Origin of the sequence: Caldisericum sp., assembly GCF_049967455.1 — a bacterium.
GTDB classification, from domain to species: Bacteria; Caldisericota; Caldisericia; order Caldisericales; family Caldisericaceae; genus Caldisericum; species Caldisericum exile_A.
The window spans coordinates 1-16185 of the sequence record NZ_JBMFSR010000002.1; the positions used below are offsets into that span (position 1 = coordinate 1).

Annotated in this window: 18 protein-coding genes; 10 read left to right on the plus strand and 8 right to left on the minus strand. The window is 34.9% G+C overall.

Annotated features, from left to right (window positions below; translation table 11 throughout):
• The first annotated feature begins 15 nt into the window (after nt 1-15).
• Nucleotides 16-1215: an iron-containing alcohol dehydrogenase gene (locus tag ACP5SP_RS00840; protein ID WP_424596633.1), complete on the plus strand. Its 1200-nt coding sequence runs from the start codon at nt 16-18 to the stop codon at nt 1213-1215.
• A gap of 36 nt (nt 1216-1251) precedes the next feature.
• Complete coding sequence (locus ACP5SP_RS00845) at nt 1252-2016, plus strand: Gmad2 immunoglobulin-like domain-containing protein (RefSeq protein WP_428066498.1); 765 nt, start codon at nt 1252-1254, stop codon at nt 2014-2016.
• On the opposite strand, the gene ACP5SP_RS00850 is transcribed toward ACP5SP_RS00845, so the two are convergent.
• Both ACP5SP_RS00850 and ACP5SP_RS00855 read right to left on the minus strand, forming a co-directional pair.
• Nucleotides 2013-2309 (minus strand): iron-sulfur cluster assembly protein, encoded by a 297-nt coding sequence (locus tag ACP5SP_RS00850; protein WP_416084713.1) that lies wholly within the window; start codon nt 2307-2309, stop codon nt 2013-2015. The two genes, ACP5SP_RS00845 and ACP5SP_RS00850, sit on opposite strands and share 4 nt — an antisense overlap.
• Nucleotides 2306-3193: a dihydrodipicolinate synthase family protein gene (locus ACP5SP_RS00855; protein WP_416084714.1), complete on the minus strand. Its 888-nt coding sequence runs from the start codon at nt 3191-3193 to the stop codon at nt 2306-2308. Before ACP5SP_RS00855 ends, ACP5SP_RS00850 begins: the two co-directional genes overlap by 4 nt.
• A gap of 87 nt (nt 3194-3280) precedes the next feature.
• Between ACP5SP_RS00855 and ACP5SP_RS00860 the strand changes: the two genes are divergently transcribed.
• From ACP5SP_RS00860 to ACP5SP_RS00895, 8 genes are all read left to right on the plus strand, one after another.
• Complete coding sequence (locus ACP5SP_RS00860) at nt 3281-4138, plus strand: damage-control phosphatase ARMT1 family protein (RefSeq protein WP_424586679.1); 858 nt, start codon at nt 3281-3283, stop codon at nt 4136-4138.
• A gap of 74 nt (nt 4139-4212) precedes the next feature.
• Nucleotides 4213-5796: an ABC transporter substrate-binding protein gene (locus ACP5SP_RS00865; RefSeq protein WP_428075862.1), complete on the plus strand. Its 1584-nt coding sequence runs from the start codon at nt 4213-4215 to the stop codon at nt 5794-5796.
• 56 nt (nt 5797-5852) lie between these two features.
• A complete protein-coding gene (locus ACP5SP_RS00870; protein ID WP_416084717.1) occupies nt 5853-6854 on the plus strand; it encodes an ABC transporter permease in 1002 nt (333 codons plus the stop codon).
• 9 nt (nt 6855-6863) lie between these two features.
• On the plus strand, nt 6864-7763 hold the full coding sequence (locus tag ACP5SP_RS00875; RefSeq protein ID WP_416084718.1) for an ABC transporter permease: 900 nt from the start codon (nt 6864-6866) through the stop codon (nt 7761-7763).
• 56 nt (nt 7764-7819) lie between these two features.
• On the plus strand, nt 7820-8116 hold the full coding sequence (locus ACP5SP_RS00880; protein ID WP_424586681.1) for a lipopolysaccharide assembly protein LapA domain-containing protein: 297 nt from the start codon (nt 7820-7822) through the stop codon (nt 8114-8116).
• A complete protein-coding gene (locus ACP5SP_RS00885; protein ID WP_428066491.1) occupies nt 8113-8652 on the plus strand; it encodes a QueT transporter family protein in 540 nt (179 codons plus the stop codon). The genes ACP5SP_RS00880 and ACP5SP_RS00885 overlap by 4 nt, the downstream gene beginning before the upstream one ends.
• Nucleotides 8649-9497 (plus strand): nitrilase-related carbon-nitrogen hydrolase, encoded by an 849-nt coding sequence (locus tag ACP5SP_RS00890; protein WP_424586683.1) that lies wholly within the window; start codon nt 8649-8651, stop codon nt 9495-9497. The genes ACP5SP_RS00885 and ACP5SP_RS00890 overlap by 4 nt, the downstream gene beginning before the upstream one ends.
• Nucleotides 9490-10311, plus strand: coding sequence for an NAD+ synthase (locus ACP5SP_RS00895; protein ID WP_416084722.1), 822 nt, complete (start codon nt 9490-9492; stop codon nt 10309-10311). Before ACP5SP_RS00890 ends, ACP5SP_RS00895 begins: the two co-directional genes overlap by 8 nt.
• A gap of 46 nt (nt 10312-10357) precedes the next feature.
• On the opposite strand, the gene ACP5SP_RS00900 is transcribed toward ACP5SP_RS00895, so the two are convergent.
• From ACP5SP_RS00900 to ACP5SP_RS00925, 6 genes are read right to left on the minus strand one after another with little or no spacing between them, the layout of a single operon-like run.
• Nucleotides 10358-10729 carry a roadblock/LC7 domain-containing protein gene (locus ACP5SP_RS00900; protein WP_416084723.1) on the minus strand — a complete coding sequence of 124 codons (372 nt, stop codon included), beginning with the start codon at nt 10727-10729 and terminating at the stop codon, nt 10358-10360.
• Nucleotides 10730-10760: 31 nt separating this feature from the next.
• Nucleotides 10761-11237, minus strand: a complete 477-nt coding sequence (locus ACP5SP_RS00905; protein ID WP_428075864.1) for a metallophosphoesterase family protein — start codon at nt 11235-11237, stop codon at nt 10761-10763.
• 2 nt (nt 11238-11239) lie between these two features.
• Nucleotides 11240-13126, minus strand: coding sequence for an aldehyde ferredoxin oxidoreductase family protein (locus ACP5SP_RS00910; RefSeq protein ID WP_424586685.1), 1887 nt, complete (start codon nt 13124-13126; stop codon nt 11240-11242).
• A gap of 17 nt (nt 13127-13143) precedes the next feature.
• A complete protein-coding gene (locus ACP5SP_RS00915) occupies nt 13144-14136 on the minus strand; it encodes a M42 family metallopeptidase (protein WP_424586686.1) in 993 nt (330 codons plus the stop codon).
• Between the two features lie 10 nt (nt 14137-14146).
• On the minus strand, nt 14147-15163 hold the full coding sequence (locus ACP5SP_RS00920) for a M42 family metallopeptidase (protein ID WP_416084727.1): 1017 nt from the start codon (nt 15161-15163) through the stop codon (nt 14147-14149).
• The gene (locus ACP5SP_RS00925; protein WP_428075865.1) at nt 15150-16184 is read right to left on the minus strand and encodes a M28 family peptidase; all 1035 of its coding nucleotides are present in this window, start codon (nt 16182-16184) and stop codon (nt 15150-15152) included. Before ACP5SP_RS00925 ends, ACP5SP_RS00920 begins: the two co-directional genes overlap by 14 nt.
• Between the last annotated feature and the right edge of the window lies 1 nt (nt 16185).

Sequence of the window (16185 nt, forward strand, 5' to 3'; positions counted from 1 at the left end):
AAGGAGGAAAATACTATGGACAATTTTGTGTTACATATACCAACGAAGGTAGTTTTTGGAAAAGGAGAGTTTAGTTCTCTTGGAAAGCATGCAAAAGAACTTGGTAAGGTTGCACTTGTAGTAACAGGAAGACGTTTTGCAAAAGAATCAGGATTACTTGATAAAGCACTAAAACAATTGGATGAAGTAGGTATTAAGTATGTTGTATATTCTGAAATAGAACCAAATCCAGAATCAAAAACAGTAGATAAAGGTGGTGAAATTGCAAGAAAAGAGAACGTTGACTTCATCATAGCAATTGGTGGTGGAAGCGTTATTGATGCTGCAAAAATTATTAAAGTTATAGCAAAAACAGGAAAACCGAGTTGGGATTACTTTGAGAGACCCCCAAAAGAAACCATAAAAGGTAATACTCTTCCGCTTCTTACTGTCGTTACCTTTGCAGCAACTGGTTCAGAACTTGATAATGCAGCAGTTATAACTAATTCAGAAACAAGAGATAAAAGAGGACTTTTTAACCCTGAATTATTCCCTGCAATTTCAATAATTGACCCACTTTTAACTTTATCAATTCCGAAACATGCAACAATTGATGGAGTAATTGACATGTTTACACATATATTTGAAAGCTATCTTTCTTCTAATGCATACGCACCTGTTTCGGATAGAATCTCTGAAGGACTCTTGAAAGAATGTATAAATCAAGGAGAAGTAGTATTTAATGATCCTCAAAATATTGACGCAAGAGAAGCACTTTCTTGGATTGCAGCCCTTGCACTTTCAGGTATTCCAAATGCAGGAAGAAGAGGTCCCCATCCAATGCATAGACTTGAACATCCAATTTCTGGAATTTATGGAGTATCACATGGAAGAGGGTTATCAGCAATAATGCCTGCATACTTAATCTATACGTATGATCTTCACAAGGATAGACTTGCACTCTTTGGAGAAATGATTTTTAGAACAAATAATCCAAGAGAAACTATATTAAGAATAGTTGAATGGCTCAAAAGAATTGATGCATTGAATGGACTAAAGGATCTTGGAATAAAGAAGGAATCCTTCGAAGCATTTGTTAGCTCAGCATTAAGAGACGACGGAAATCCAGATTTTATTAGGGCAAAGAGGCCACTTTATAAAGACGAAATCATGAAAATCTATGAAATCGCATATGATTATTCGGAAATTGAAAAGAAAATTATGGAACTTTCATAGAGATTATAGTATCTAATAAATAAGGAGGATGAGATTATGAAAAAAGTTTTACTTTTAGTGTTGATATTACTTATGTTTTTATCGGGATGTAGTATTTTCAAAGAGAAAGAAGTTTCACTTACAAAAGTAAGCGTTAATAGCGATGGCTCAATTCATGTAGAAGGTAAAGGACGCGCATTTGAAAACACAATTGCTTTAAAAGTTTTAGATGAAAATGACTTCCTACTGTATGAAGGATCTTCAACAACAGATGCAAAAGATATGGGACAATTTGGAAATTTTAAAGAAGACATAAGATTAAATGTATTTCCACAGACAGATAAAATCAAAGTCATTGCATACATTGTCTCACCAAAAGATGGAACAATAACAAATAAAGACGAAAAAATCGTCAATTATGATTTGCCATACAAAACGGTTTTAGTCTTTTATGGTAACACTAAGAAAAACCCTGAAATGCTTGATTGCACTAAGGTATTCCCAGTTGAAAGGCGGGTTGCATCAAATTCACAGAATCCACCAATGGATACGATGAAAGTGTTCCTATTGGGACCTACCAAAAAAGAAGAAATTGAAGGTTATGTTATGTCAACACCGAAAAATTTAACGATAAATAAAATAGAAAAAATTGCAAACAATAAAGTGCAAATAGATTTTGGAAAGGAACTGCTTGACGTAGGTGGATCTTGTAGAGTAGGAGCAATAAGAGCAGAAATCACTCAAACTTTACAACAATTTTATCCAGGTTACGAAGTTATAATTTCAGCAAATGGAAACACAGAAGAGGTACTACAGCCTTAACCAGTTTTATAAATAAGTTTAGGGTTTAGCTCCTCTACAACCTCAACAGTCTCAAAACCTATTTCTTTTAGTGCAGTTACTATATCTTGTGAAATTTTATCGATTATCATCCAAGAAATTGCCTTACAGAAATTGCATGTAGGAGTTGATACTTCAAAAGAAACAAATACCTTGATGTATTTATTTTTAGGAGTATATCCATATACAAGATTCTCAGATATTATATCAACCCCAGTTTCTGGATCTTTTACCTTTTTTAATGCCTCAATTATTAATTTTTCGGATTCATTCATATCAGACCTACCTCTTCAAGTATTCTTTTAAATTCTTCTTCATCGAAAGCATCTTCCATAAGAGGCTTTCTTACATATCTTTCAATTGGAATATTCATAAAACCAAGTGCAACCTTTATTGCGTAGCCAAAAGAAGTCGTAAGACTATAAATATTTGTAAGTCTTGAAATCTTCTTTTGCAATGAAACTACTTTTTCTAAGTCTCCATTATTGAAAGCTGCTTTAACCTCATTAAAAATATCAAGCGCAATATTTGCAAGAGCCATTACTCCACCATCTCCACCTGTCAAAATTAGAGGTATATAAAGTTGTTCGGTTCCCGTAAATATTTCAAATTCTTGTTTTACACTTTTAACTTCATTAATAAGCCTTACAAAGTAGCCCATATTATCATATGTTACTTTAATTCCTTTTATTAACGGATGTTTAGCGAGTTCTTTAATCAACTCTACCGATAGGGAATAACCAGTAAGGACTGGTATGTTGTATATAAAGGTAGGTAAAGTTGAAGTTTCTGCAATTTTAATAAAATAATTGTATAAACCTTTTTCTGAAGGCACAAGAAAGAAAGGGGGCGGGGAAACTATTGCATAAAAATTCATCTCTTTTGCAAATCTACACATTTCAAGAGTTTCCTCAAATACTGTAGAATGAACATTTACATAAACAGGGACAGATTTTGAATTCTCTTTAACAAAGATAGCCACCTCTTTCTTCTCTTTTAGACTGAGATTTGTAAATTCTCCTGTAGTTGCGTTCGCAAAAAGTCCATCTGGAGATTTATCTACAAGATAACTCAAAAATTTACCAAATCCTAAATAATCTATCGCACCATTCTCTTTAAATGGTGTTATAAGAGCAACTATATTTTTAATTCTTTTCATTATTCACCTCCAATTATATTTTAGTTTAAAACTCTCCAATCTCAAGACTTTTCTTGTAAAAGATGAAAATTTATTATAAAATTAAGCATGAAATCAGAAATTGAATGTCTCACATGTATATACAATCAGATACTCCGTATTTCGAAAGTTGCAACAGATAATAATGATAAAATAGAACTTATACTTAAAGAAAGCGCAAAATATCTCGGCAATGCAAATCTCAATCTTACACCCCCAGAACTTGCACAGCCTCTTTATAAACTGGTTTATAAAGCAACAAACAACGATGATCCTTATAAAAAGATAAAAGAAAACCACATAAATACAGCTCTCAATTTATATCCTAAATTAAAGGAAATTGTTGAAAAAGGATCGGATAAACTTTTAGAAAGTGTAAAAGTTGCAATAATGGGAAATGCAATTGATCTCGGAAGTACATTTGATAATGTAGAAATAGATTTAGAAAAATTTCTAATGGATAACTTTGAGTTAAGCGATTATGGAGAATTTAAGAAAGCAATAGAGAATGAAAGAGGGATACTGTTTATTGGAGACAACGCAGGAGAAACAGTTTTTGATAGAATATTAATTGAATTTCTTACTGATCTTGGGAAAGAAGTTAAATACGCTGTAAAAAGTAAACCAATAATAAATGACGCAACAAAAGAAGATGCGCTAAATTCTGGAATACCTGTTGTTCTTGAGACAGGTTCCAATATGGCAGGAACAGTATTATACTCCTTAAGCGACGAATTTATTAACATCCTTAATAGTTCAAACCTTATAATTGCGAAAGGACAAGCAAATTACGAGACATTATCTCATGAAGAGCTTCCAATATTTTTTCTTTTAAAGATAAAATGCTCTCCTATATCACGTTCAATCGGTTATCCTATAGGAACAAATATTCTATTAAAATCAAAGAAATTTAAATTAAAATATTGACTTAAAATACTTTTTTCATATAATAAGCTCAAAGTTAAAGGAAAAGAAAAAATTAAAACAAAGGAGGCGAAAGCATGAAGAAATTATTGGTTGTGCTTATTACCACACTCATGGTAGTAAGTTTATTTGCAGGATGTAAACAAGCAGCACAACCCAAAACCCTTGTATTCGCAAAAGCAGGAGATGCCGTTGAACTTGATCCAGCAGATGTAACAGACGGTGAGTCTGTAACTGTTATGAACAACATCTTTGAGGGTCTTGTCCGTTACAAACCAGGGACAACAGAAGTTGAACCATGGTTAGCCACAAGCTGGGATGTTTCACAAGATGGACTTGTATGGACATTTCACTTGAGACAAGGAGTAAAATTCCATGATGGAACACCATTTAATGCAGATGCGGTAGTTTTTTCATTTGAGCGACAAAGAGATAAAAATCATCCATTCCACAAGTACGGAAAATGGGAATACTGGCAATGGTGTTTTAGTGAAATTAAAAAGACCGAGAAAGTTGATGACTATACTGTAAAAATTACCCTCGATCATCCATTTGCTCCTTTCCTAAGTACTATGGCAATGTTTACTGCTTATATTGTAAGCCCAACAAACTGTGAAAAATGGGGAGACCAGTGGTTTGCGCATCCAGTAGGAACTGGTCCATTTAAATTTGTTGAATGGATAAAAGGCGACCATATTACTCTTGAGAAAAATACCGATTATTGGGGAGAAAAAGCAAAAATTGACAAACTTATTTTTAAGGTTATTCCAGATGCATCCCAAAGACTCCTATCTTTACAAAAAGGTGAAGTCCAGGGAATAGAATTTCCGAATCCAGATGATCTACAAAAAATCTCACAGGATAATAACCTTCAAATTTTAAGCGAACCAGGATTAAACGTTGGTTATCTTGCGATGAATATGGGTCAAGATACACCTGGTTTCCAAAAACCTTTTGGAGATGTCAGAGTTAGACAAGCAATAAACTATGCAATTAATAAAAAAGCTATTGTAGATCAACTCTATAAAGGGACCGCTGTTGTTGCTAAGAATCCTATTCCGCCAACTCTTTGGGGTTATAACGATGCAATTCAGGATTATGAATACAATCCTTCGAAAGCAAAGGAACTTTTAAAAGAAGCTGGCTATCCAAATGGTTTCAAAACACAACTGTGGGCAATGCCTGTTTCAAGACCATACATGTTTGATCCACAAAAAATAGCCACAGCAATTCAAGCTGATCTAAAGGCAGTGGGAATTGATGCTGAGATTGTGACCTATGATTGGGGAACATACTTGCAGAAAACAGAAAACGGCGAACATCCAATGGCACTCCTTGGTTGGACAGCTGATTATGCTGATCCAGACGACTTTTTGTACGTTTTACTTGATTCTGACTCAGCAACCGTTGGAAGTGCTGGAAATATTGCATTCTACAGAAATCCGAAAGTCCATGAGCTAAATATCCAAGCACAGAGAGAAACAGATCAAGCAAAAAGAGCAGAACTTTATAAAGAAGCCCAAGTAATCATTCATAATGATGCACCATGGGTTCCTCTTGCACATGCGAAACAAATATTGGTATTTAATAAAAATGTGCAAGGTTTTGTGCTATACCCAACGGGTGATTACCACTTTGAAACAGTAAGCTTAACTAAATAATTTAATAAACATCAGGGGGGCGAAAGCCCCCTTAATAAAAAATAGGGGTGTGAAAAGTGAGAAGTTATATAATCAAAAGATTAGTAAATATTTTAATAATGCTTTTTGCAGTTTCAATTATTATTTTCTTGCTTGTCCGCTTCATACCAGGTGACCCTGCGCGAACAATGGCAGGGGAACATGCATCAAAAGAAATCCTTGAAGAAATGAGAAGAAAGTGGGGACTTGATAAACCAATTTGGGAACAATATCTTATTTGGCTTAGATATGCTCTTATGGGAGATTTTGGAAGATCAATTCTAACTCATGAAAGTGTTCTAACAGAAATTATGCAAAGATTCCCAAATACCTTAGAACTTTCAATATTTGCAATGATTTTTGCAAGCGCTTTTGGCATAACAGCAGGTATAATTTCTGCCATTAAAAGATATACAATTTTCGATTATTTAACAATGTTTTTAGCACTTTTTGGTGTTTCAATGCCTATATTTTGGCTTGCAATAATGCTTGTTTTACTATTTAGTATAAAACTTAATTTGCTTCCAACAGGAGGAAGACTTTCCGTTTTTTATTCAATAAGGCCAATAACTCACCTATATCTTATTGATAGCCTTTTAACATTAAACTTCGGTGCCTTTTTTGACGCTCTTAAACATTTGATACTACCTTCAATTGCTCTTGGAACAATTCCAATGGCTTTTATTGCAAGAATAACACGATCAAGCATGCTAAATGTTATAAGTCAGGATTATATAAGAACAGCACGGGCAAAAGGACTCCCTGAAAAGACAGTAATTATGAAACACGCATTAAGGAACGCGCTTATTCCAATTCTTACATCAGCAGGCACTGAGTTTGCAATGTTAATGGGAGGAGCAGTACTTACAGAAACAATTTTCTACTGGCCAGGGTTAGGCACATATATCGTACAAGCAGTAAACGCAAGAGACTATCCTGCAATACAAGGTGCAGTAATCTTTGTTGCATTCGTTGTGGCCGTAGTTAATCTTATTATAGACGTGCTTTATGCCTACATAGATCCAAGAATTCATTACTAAGGTGAAATTATGGAAGAAAAAATTTTAGAAGAAGAAATTGAAGTGCATGAAACATTTTTAAGTGATAGTTTAAAAAGTTTAAAGAAAAATAAATCTGCAATTGTCGGCTTAGTAATCATTTCTATCCTTGTTATAACTGCAATCTTAGCACCTGTCATATCCCCCCATAACCCGATAGAACAAGATCTTTACAATAACCTTAAACCCGGAATCTGGGCAGGAAATACAAATAATATCTTAGGGACTGATGAGTTTGGAAGAGACATTCTGAGTAGGATTATATATGGTGCTCGAGTGTCACTTACGGTTGGTGTTATTGCAGTTATAATTGGGGTTTTTCTTGGAGGTATTGCTGGTATTTTCTCAGGCTTTTATGGCGGATGGGTTGATAACCTACTTATGAGACTCACGGATATAATGTTTGCACTGCCATCAATACTTCTTGCAATAGTAATTGTGTCAGTTTTAGGAAGAGGTCTTTCTAAAGCAATGATTGCAATAGGCATAACATATGCTCCTCAAATTGCAAGAGTTGTTAGATCAGAAACAATTGTTGTAAAAAACAGTGAATATATTGAGGCTGCAAAAGCAATCGGATCGCCAAATTTAAGAACACTGAGAGTCCACGTTTTGCCAAATGTTCTCTCTGTAATCATTGTTTATACGACACTGAGTATAGGAAGTGCTATTCTTGATGCAGCTGCCCTCGGTTTCTTAGGATTGGGTGCTCAACCACCTACACCAGAGTGGGGCGCAATGCTTGCAAATTCAAATCATTATATAACGGGTGGTTACTGGTGGCTTGCAACTTTTCCAGGAATTGCAATTCTTATATCTGTACTTGGCTTTAATTTATTTGGCGATGGTTTACGAGATGCAATTGATCCAAGGCTTAGGAAGAAACTTTGAAATTTCCTAAAAGTATTGTAAAATCTGAAGTGAGATAAAAATTTTGGAGGTTTATTATGAAAAAGATTGGCGCTTTACTTATTGTTTTGCTTGTGCTTTCAGGAATATCTACATGGTTTTTGCTTCTAAACATCAGCTATTTTACATCAGTAAATCTCTTCGGATATATGATAAATAATGTAACTTCTGGCACATTAGTCATAGTTTCGTTCATTTTAGGCGGCATTCTTATATGGTTTATTTCGTTTATTGCATACAATATAGAGATTCAACAGCTTAAAGCACAAATTCAAAAAACAGCGGCCGAACAACAATCTTCAAAAAAAGAGGAGGAACAAAAAGGAGAGAAGTGAAATTCCAAAAAACAACTTTAATTTCTCTCATAAGATCATCAATTATTGCTGGGCTTTATGTTGCTCTGACAGTGGTTTTGGCTCCAATCTCCTTTGGCGCAATACAAATCAGGATTTCTGAGGCTCTTGTTGTTCTTCCATACAGTTTTCCCGAGGCAATATTTGGTGTAACGCTTGGATGTTTTCTTTCAAATCTATTTTCACCATTTGGACCAATAGATTGGGTTTTTGGAACACTTTTAACCTTAATCTCTGCTCTTTTTACCTACCTTATTGGCAAGAAAAAGCTAAAAAAGTATCTAGCTCCACTTCCACCGATTATTTTCAATGCATTAGGCGTTAGTTTTTATGTAGTTACTCTTGCAACACTCAATACAAAGCTTGGACTAATTGATGCTTTTAAATATTCTTTTGAGCACTTTGCATGGAAGCCATATCTATTTGGAGTCCTCACAATAGGCGTAGGCGAAGCAATATCAACATATTTGCTGGGACTTCCGTTACTTTATGCACTTGAAAGGAGATTGAAAGAATGAAATTTAAAATTTCTCTTGCTCAGATTAATCCAACGCTTGGAAATCTTGAAAAAAACTTATCAAAACACCTTGAATTTACTGAAAAAGCGATTTTAGAGGACGCAAAGGTTGTTGTATTTCCTGAGTTAAGTATTTCAGGTTATGTCTTAAGAGACCTTACATATGATGTTTCTCTTCCTGCAAACTCTGATTTTTTCAAACCGTTAAAAGAAATAAGCAAAAACATAGATATTATCTTAGGATTTGTTGAAAAAGGTGAAGATAAGATCATTTACAACTCTGCGATGTATTTGTCAAAAGGAGAAATAAAATTAGTTTATAGAAAAATGTTTCCGCCAACTCACGGAATGTTTGAGGAGTTAAGATTTTTTGGAAAAGGAACATCTTATAAATCAATAAAAACAGATTACGGAAAATTAAGTGTAGTAATATGTAGAGACTTTTTCCATCCAACACTTCTAAGCCTTGCTTATCTTGACAACGTTGATTTTGTTTTTGCCATAAGTAATATGCCACTTAGAGGGTTAAAAGGTGAGAAACCTCAAATTCAAGAAACCGTTGAAAATGCCTCGTCTCTCTATACTAATTTCTTTGGGTTTTTTGTTGTTTATGTAAATAGAGTCGGTTTTGATGACGGCCTTGGATTTTACGGTGGGAGCTTCATTCAATCACCAACTGGGAAAAAGGTTATAGCTCTCAGACTTTTTGAAGAGGAACTTCTGACAGGCGAAATCGATACAGACGATATTTATAAAAAGAGAACTTCATTCCCGCTTATAAAAGAGGAAGACAAGTTAACTTTTGAAGAGAATCTTCGAAGACTAATTGGAGGCAGAAATGATTGATCTCTCTCTTAATTACGAACTTACAAAAAAGTTTATAATTAAATTTATTGAAGAAGAAGTAATAAGTAATAATTTCAAACATGCATTGCTTGGAATATCTGGTGGCATTGATTCAGCACTTGTTGCTTACCTTGCGGTGGAGGCGCTCGGGAGCGAAAATGTTTTCGGTGTACTCCTACCATATAAGCTCAGTTCAAAAAATTCACTTGATGACGGCCTTAAAGTTGTAAAAGAACTGGGAATAAAACATGAAATAATCGAAATATCAGACATTGCAGATTGCTACTTTGAAAAAGAAAAAGTACAGGATAAATTCAGGATTGGAAATTTTCTTGCACGCCTCAGAATGAGCATAATCTTTGATAAGGCAAGAGAATTTGATGCAATAGTTCTTGGCACAAGCAATAAAAGTGAAATAATGCTTGGATACACAACTTGGTATGGAGACATGGCTGCAGGGATTTATCCTATTGGTGATTTATACAAGACTCAAGTCTTTGGGCTATCTAAGTATATTGGAATTCCAGAAAATATACTTAACAAAAAACCCTCTGCAGACCTGTGGCCAGGACAAACAGATGAAGAGGAAATAGGCACTTCATATGATTTGATTGATCAAATATTGTACCTTTATCTTGAAGAAAGAAAAACAAAAAAAGAAATAATTGAAATGGGATTTAAGAAAAACGATGTTGAAAATATTTTAAATAGAATGTTCTCAACTCAATTCAAGAGAACTTTACCACCAGTTTGTAAAATATCTCAAAGGACTTTTGGGCACGACTTTCTATATCCACATGATATTTTTAAATAAAAATAAACCGGGCTTGCACCCGGTTTATGTAGATAGTAATTAACAATTAAAGTAATTTTGAGAGTTCTTCAACACCCTTTTTGATTGTAAGCATCACCATTCCAAGTTTTGCTTCCTTATTTGTTACAACCATTAATGCAGCAAGATTTTTAATTCCAGTAGTAATAACATAACCAAATTCACCTTTTACATAAGCCTGTTCCAAAGTCCCTTTTTTAAGTTCATCAAGTGCTCTTTCGCCTAATGCAAGAATTGCAGCAGACATTGCAGCGACTCTATCTTCTTCGGCATCTGGTGGCAATAAACTTGCAATTGGAAGACCATCTAAACTCACAACTGCAAGTGCTTCAACATCAGGATTGTCCTGTTTTAACTGCTTTAAAACCTCAACGATTTGTGCTGGTTTTCCTTCTACCATTTTCGCCTCCTTGTTTTATTCTATAGACTTTTTACAAATAAACAATATCTCCCCAAATATTTCCATCCTCAACGAATAAGTATCCCAAACTTGGATTTTGGATAGCAAGAGACCCTGGATTAAAGTAAAGTGTCTCATCTATATACTTGTTCATTGGCTGATGCGTATGTCCAAAAACAAATGCATTACACCTTGCCTCAAAAGTTGCTCTTATTCTTTCCTCTATTCCCTTAGGACCGCCATTTCCATGAGTAAGACAAACCTTTAACCCTTCTATTTCAATAGAAATTTTGTCTCTAAGATGTTCCTTTAGCAACGGCTCATCCATATTTCCGTACACTGCATATACAATTTTTTTAAGTGAGTTTAAATAGTTAAGTACATCAAAAGATGTAAAATCGCCCAATGCAAAAATTGCGTTTACATCTATTGCAAATTTACTTAAATCGGGAATTACTGAAACTCTATCAGGATAGTGTATATCAGAAACAACCAGTATCTTAATCATAATTAAATCGGTGCTCCGTACTCTTCTGCCTCTTTGTCAAGACCTAGCCTCTTTAAGTGCATCTTGGTTGGAATTCCTTCTTTCGACCAACCTCTTGTCATATAATATTCATCTAACATCTTTTGAAGTTCTTCCTCAGTTACAAGATGTCCTTTACTTACACCATTTGAAATTGGTTCGTGAGTAACTCTATAGGGCAAATAATCATCCTTTCTCCCGAAACCTTCTCTTACGTTAAACAACTTTTGCAAATTATAGATTCTTTCACCTATTGTCATGAGCCAATCAACGCCCATTTTAATTCCAGTTACCGCTTCAATTCCTTCAAGTATATCATCTTCTAACCAGAAAAGACTTCTTGAGAATTTGCACATACCAATTGTATCATAAACAGTCATAAAGTCTTCGCCAGTCTTAACTTCATAACCCTTCCAGTTTGTTGAGAGCCTATCAACATTAGAAAGCTTCCAAAACTTTCCAGTTAACTCTGGTGCATAGATTCCACCTGTTAAATGGCATGCACCTCTTACGGAAACTGCAATTGCAAGCGCCATTCCCTTGAGACCTCTTACATCATAAGCAGGAGGCTCAAGACCTTTTACTTCAATGGCAAACTTCTCAGAACCCTTTCCAAGCTTTTGTGATGCTTCTTTTACACCATTGAAAAGAAGTTCTCCTAGACGGCCCTCACGCTTTGCAAGTTTTTCCATTGCCTGGACTGCAGCATCGCCATTTCCAAACCTAAGATCAAGACCATCTGTATCTTCCTTAGTAAGTAAGCCTTTCTCATATGCCTCCATTGCCCAAGCCAAAGTTACTCCGGCAGAAATTCCATCAAGACCTGCTCTATCGCAAATTGAATTGAGTTTTGCGGTAACTTCGATGTCTTCAATCCCAAGCACTCCACCTAGCGAGTAAAGAATTTCATATTCGACTCCTTCCACTCGAAGTCCTGCATACTTGCCATCTTTAATCACTATATGCCTTCCGCACGGCTTATTGCAGTTTGGACATGGATGTAATTTTTCGGTGTAAATTGGAGACCAGTAATAAGGATCAAGATGTGATTTTCCATCTGGATGCGCCTTAAAACTATCCTCAAAATAGCTTTGTTGCCAATTTTTGACAGGGAAAACACCTATCTCTTTATTAACCCATTCATAAAATTCACCTGAGCCATATGCCATATCAAGTTTTGCAACTTCACTTCCAATAATTTTACCATTCCATCTTTTGATCGCTTCTTTGAGTTTTTCAGAATTTACAACAGGAATTTCTTTTGTACCCTTAACTGCAATCGCTTTAAGCATTTTACTTCCCATCACAGCACCGCCACCAGCACGGGCTGCCTGGCGCTCTTCAAAATCTATACCTGAAATCTTCGAAAGCATCTCTCCAGAATAACCTATAGCACAAGTATTTACGTTTCCGTGTTCAATCTTTAAAATTTCTTGTGTTTCAATTGCATCTTTTCCCCAAAGATGTGACGCATCCTTTAATTCACACTTCTCATCTTCAATAAGAAGATACACAGGTTTAGAGCTCTTTCCCTTTATAACTAACGCATCATACCCAGCCTTTTTAAGTGCAACGCCAAGATAGGCTCCTGCAACACTTCTACCAAATCCATTTGTTAAAGGAGATTTAAATGTTAGTGTTGTTTTTGACGCAGTAGGGAGTCCTGTTCCAACAAGCAATCCTGGAGCAATAACAAGAACATTCTTTTCTGATAATGGATCAATGTGTGGCTCTGTGTAATCAAAAATTAACCTTGTTGCAAGTCCAAGACCACCAAGATACTTTAAAAAAACTTCTTCGGAAAGATTTTTTACCTCAATTTTTCCACTCGTAAGGTCAACTTCAAGATACCTACCAAAAACTCCTTGCATAAGTTGAACACCTCCTTTTATTTCTCAATAAAGTTCTTTAATAAAGCCACTGTATTTTTAATGTCGCTAAGATCGATTACTTCACCTTGAGTATGGATATATCGTGTGGGAATTGAAACTGCAGCAGTCTTTACACCTTCTTTGGTTATTTGAATCGCAAATGCATCTGTTGTCCCGGAAGTTATCACTTCAAGCTGAAACGGAATCTTGTTTTTAGTTGCAACATTAATTAATTCATTTCGCAAATCAATGTTTGTAATCATTCCGCCATCCATAACTTTAATAGCTGGACCCTTTCCTAACTCCAGTGCATTAATGTGAGGATCTACAAAATCACCTGCTGTCGTTACATCTACTGCAATTCCAAATTCTGGTGTTATTTCATAGGTTGAAGTTCTTGCTCCCTTAACTCCAATCTCTTCCTGAACAGTAAAAACTGCATACAAATCATATTTAAGGCTCTTTTTCTTAATGTTATTTAAAAGTTCAACAATCACAGCACAACCCGATCGATCGTCAAGTGAAGGAGAAATTACTCTATCGTAATTTTTAGAAAAAACTGGATAAAAAACTCCTTCCATTCCGATATTTACAAAATTTAAAGCATCCTTCTTGCTTTTTGCTCCAATGTCTATAAAGAATTTTTCAACCTTAAATTCTTTGGGTTCCCACAGGTTTTCTTTATCATCATAATAAATCGTTCCTGAGATTCCGTTCTCAAAAAGTACACGACTACCCAGCAAGAAGGAAGGTCTCAATCCACCAATTGAAGTAAATCTTAAAAGACCATTTTTATCAATATCTGTCACTATGAAACCAATCGTATCAAGGTGAGAAGCAATCATCAATTTTGGTCCATTTTGTGGAATGTGCGCAACAAGATTTCCAAACTTATCTTCAAAAATTTCACAATCGCATTTTTTAAGTTCTTCTTTTATGAGATGTTTAACTTTATCTTCTTTTGATGAAGGACCAAAGGTTTTAACTAATTTTTCTATTAAATATTCCATTATTCCCCCCTTATAGAGACCTCAAAAATTCAATAATGAGCCTTTTTGTATTCTCATAGTCATTTATATTAAAAAGAGAAACAGGTGAGTGGATATATCTTACTGGGACAGCCACAACAAGCACTCTAACTCCACCTTTTGTTAGCTGAATTCTTGATGAGTCAGTACCACCTACAAATACCTGTTTGAATTGATATGGAATTTTAAATTTTTCTGCTATCTTAACAAGTTTATTTCTCAATTCATGATCGGTAATAACGGAATTGTCTTTTATCGTGATAACCGGACCATTGCCAATTGAAGTACACTTTTCATGTTCTGCTACATCTGGGAAATCCGCTGAGATTGTGCCTTCAAGGGTAATTGATATCTGGGGTGTATACTTGAAGGCTCCAACAGTTGCACCGCGCAAACCAATTTCTTCCTGTGACGAGAATAATGCAACAATTGGAAAATTAAACTTCTCTTTTAAAATTTCAGAAACAAGCGAACATCCTAATCTGTCATCAAGTGCTTTTCCGATAAAAGTATCATTAGAAAGTCTCTCAAATTTAACGTCAAAACCAATGTAATCGCCTAAACTTACAAGTTTTTCTGCTTCTTCCTTTGTTTTTACCCCGATATCTATGACCATATCTTTTGCTCTTTCAACTGATTTCTGCTCACTTTGTTCTTGAAGATGTATAGGAACTGTTGCTATTACACCTTTGACTTTATTTTTTCCAATTACAACTCTTTTTCCCAAGAGAACTCTGTCATCAATGCCGCCAATTTTAGTAAATTTAATAAATCCTTCAGAGGTAAAACCTTTTACAAGAAGCCCTACCTCATCCATATGAGCATTAAGCATAACTATAGGTTTTGAAGATTCAAACTTCTTAGTCACTATAAAGTTTTTTAGAGGGTCAACTTCGAAACTGTCTATGTAACCCTTTACTTCCTCTTTCAAAATTTCAATAACTTCATCCTCAAACCCGGAAACGCCAATTGCATTACTCAACTTTTCAATAAGTTCAATATTCGCCATTTCTATCCTCTGTTGGCTCAAATTCTCCAATAAAAAGCTTCAATAGTTGCACAGTTTTATCAACATCAAATGGATCAAACATTTCGACAGGTGTGTGCATGTATCTTATTGGAATGCTTAAAAGAGATGTAGGTATTCCAGATCTTACAAGACCAACTTTGTCAGCATCAGTTGATGATAGCACTCCTACCTCCTTCTGGTATGGAATTCCATATTTATCGGCAACTGAAGCAATTTTATTTGTAAGTTCTCTATTGACGGAAATTCCATAAAATATTGTAGGGCCTTTACCTAATTCAAAACCATCGAAAGGTGTCACCTTATACTGTGTTCCAAATGTAACATCAAGTACAACAGAAGCATTAGGAAAAACTGAAAAAGTAGCGGTTATCGCACCAAGTCCAGTATATTCTTCTTGAGAAGAAAAGAGAAAATAAACATTCACATCATGCTTAATATTTTTCAAAACCCTTGCTGTTTCAATAAGAACATATACACCAAGCCTATTATCAAAAGACTTATTTACTAAATAATTGCCAATTTTATCAAACGAAGGAGCGAAGCTTACATAATCACCAACAGAAACCAAATCCTTTAACTCATTCTCTGAAAGACCAGTATCAACAAATAGCCTATTAAAATCATATGTAAGATTTTCTTCTCCTTCCTTCACGAGGTGGTAAGGTTTTATACCAATTACTCCTTTTATTTTTTTCTTACCATGCACTATCACTTGCGATCCTGGCAAAATCTTTGGGTCAATCGACCTTGAAGTCACTTTTAAAAACCCATTTTTCTCAATGCTACTTACAACCATAAACACTTCGTCAACATGTGCTTCAAGCATCAAGGCAAAATTTCCATTACCTTTTTTCAAAGCCATGAGAGAATTGCTCCTCTCATGAATTTTAATTTCATCTACATAACCTTTTAAAGCACTTTCAATTATTGGAAAAATAATTTTTTCATTGCCTGTAGGAGCAAAACTTTCGGTAAGATTTCTTAAAAGACTTTCATCCATA

What these genes read in the sequence shown, in the direction of transcription:
- ACP5SP_RS00840 (WP_424596633.1), top strand. Translation starts at nt 16, where the DNA reads ATGGACAATTTTGTGTTACATATACCAACGAAGGTAGTTTTTGGAAAA.
- ACP5SP_RS00845 (WP_428066498.1), top strand. Translation starts at nt 1,252, where the DNA reads ATGAAAAAAGTTTTACTTTTAGTGTTGATATTACTTATGTTTTTATCG.
- ACP5SP_RS00850 (WP_416084713.1), bottom strand. Translation starts at nt 2,309, where the DNA reads ATGAATGAATCCGAAAAATTAATAATTGAGGCATTAAAAAAGGTAAAA.
- ACP5SP_RS00855 (WP_416084714.1), bottom strand. Translation starts at nt 3,193, where the DNA reads ATGAAAAGAATTAAAAATATAGTTGCTCTTATAACACCATTTAAAGAG.
- ACP5SP_RS00860 (WP_424586679.1), top strand. Translation starts at nt 3,281, where the DNA reads ATGAAATCAGAAATTGAATGTCTCACATGTATATACAATCAGATACTC.
- ACP5SP_RS00865 (WP_428075862.1), top strand. Translation starts at nt 4,213, where the DNA reads ATGAAGAAATTATTGGTTGTGCTTATTACCACACTCATGGTAGTAAGT.
- ACP5SP_RS00875 (WP_416084718.1), top strand. Translation starts at nt 6,864, where the DNA reads ATGGAAGAAAAAATTTTAGAAGAAGAAATTGAAGTGCATGAAACATTT.
- ACP5SP_RS00880 (WP_424586681.1), top strand. Translation starts at nt 7,820, where the DNA reads ATGAAAAAGATTGGCGCTTTACTTATTGTTTTGCTTGTGCTTTCAGGA.
- ACP5SP_RS00890 (WP_424586683.1), top strand. Translation starts at nt 8,649, where the DNA reads ATGAAATTTAAAATTTCTCTTGCTCAGATTAATCCAACGCTTGGAAAT.
- ACP5SP_RS00895 (WP_416084722.1), top strand. Translation starts at nt 9,490, where the DNA reads ATGATTGATCTCTCTCTTAATTACGAACTTACAAAAAAGTTTATAATT.
- ACP5SP_RS00900 (WP_416084723.1), bottom strand. Translation starts at nt 10,729, where the DNA reads ATGGTAGAAGGAAAACCAGCACAAATCGTTGAGGTTTTAAAGCAGTTA.
- ACP5SP_RS00905 (WP_428075864.1), bottom strand. Translation starts at nt 11,237, where the DNA reads ATGATTAAGATACTGGTTGTTTCTGATATACACTATCCTGATAGAGTT.
- ACP5SP_RS00910 (WP_424586685.1), bottom strand. Translation starts at nt 13,126, where the DNA reads ATGCAAGGAGTTTTTGGTAGGTATCTTGAAGTTGACCTTACGAGTGGA.
- ACP5SP_RS00915 (WP_424586686.1), bottom strand. Translation starts at nt 14,136, where the DNA reads ATGGAATATTTAATAGAAAAATTAGTTAAAACCTTTGGTCCTTCATCA.
- ACP5SP_RS00920 (WP_416084727.1), bottom strand. Translation starts at nt 15,163, where the DNA reads ATGGCGAATATTGAACTTATTGAAAAGTTGAGTAATGCAATTGGCGTT.
- ACP5SP_RS00925 (WP_428075865.1), bottom strand. Translation starts at nt 16,184, where the DNA reads ATGGATGAAAGTCTTTTAAGAAATCTTACCGAAAGTTTTGCTCCTACA.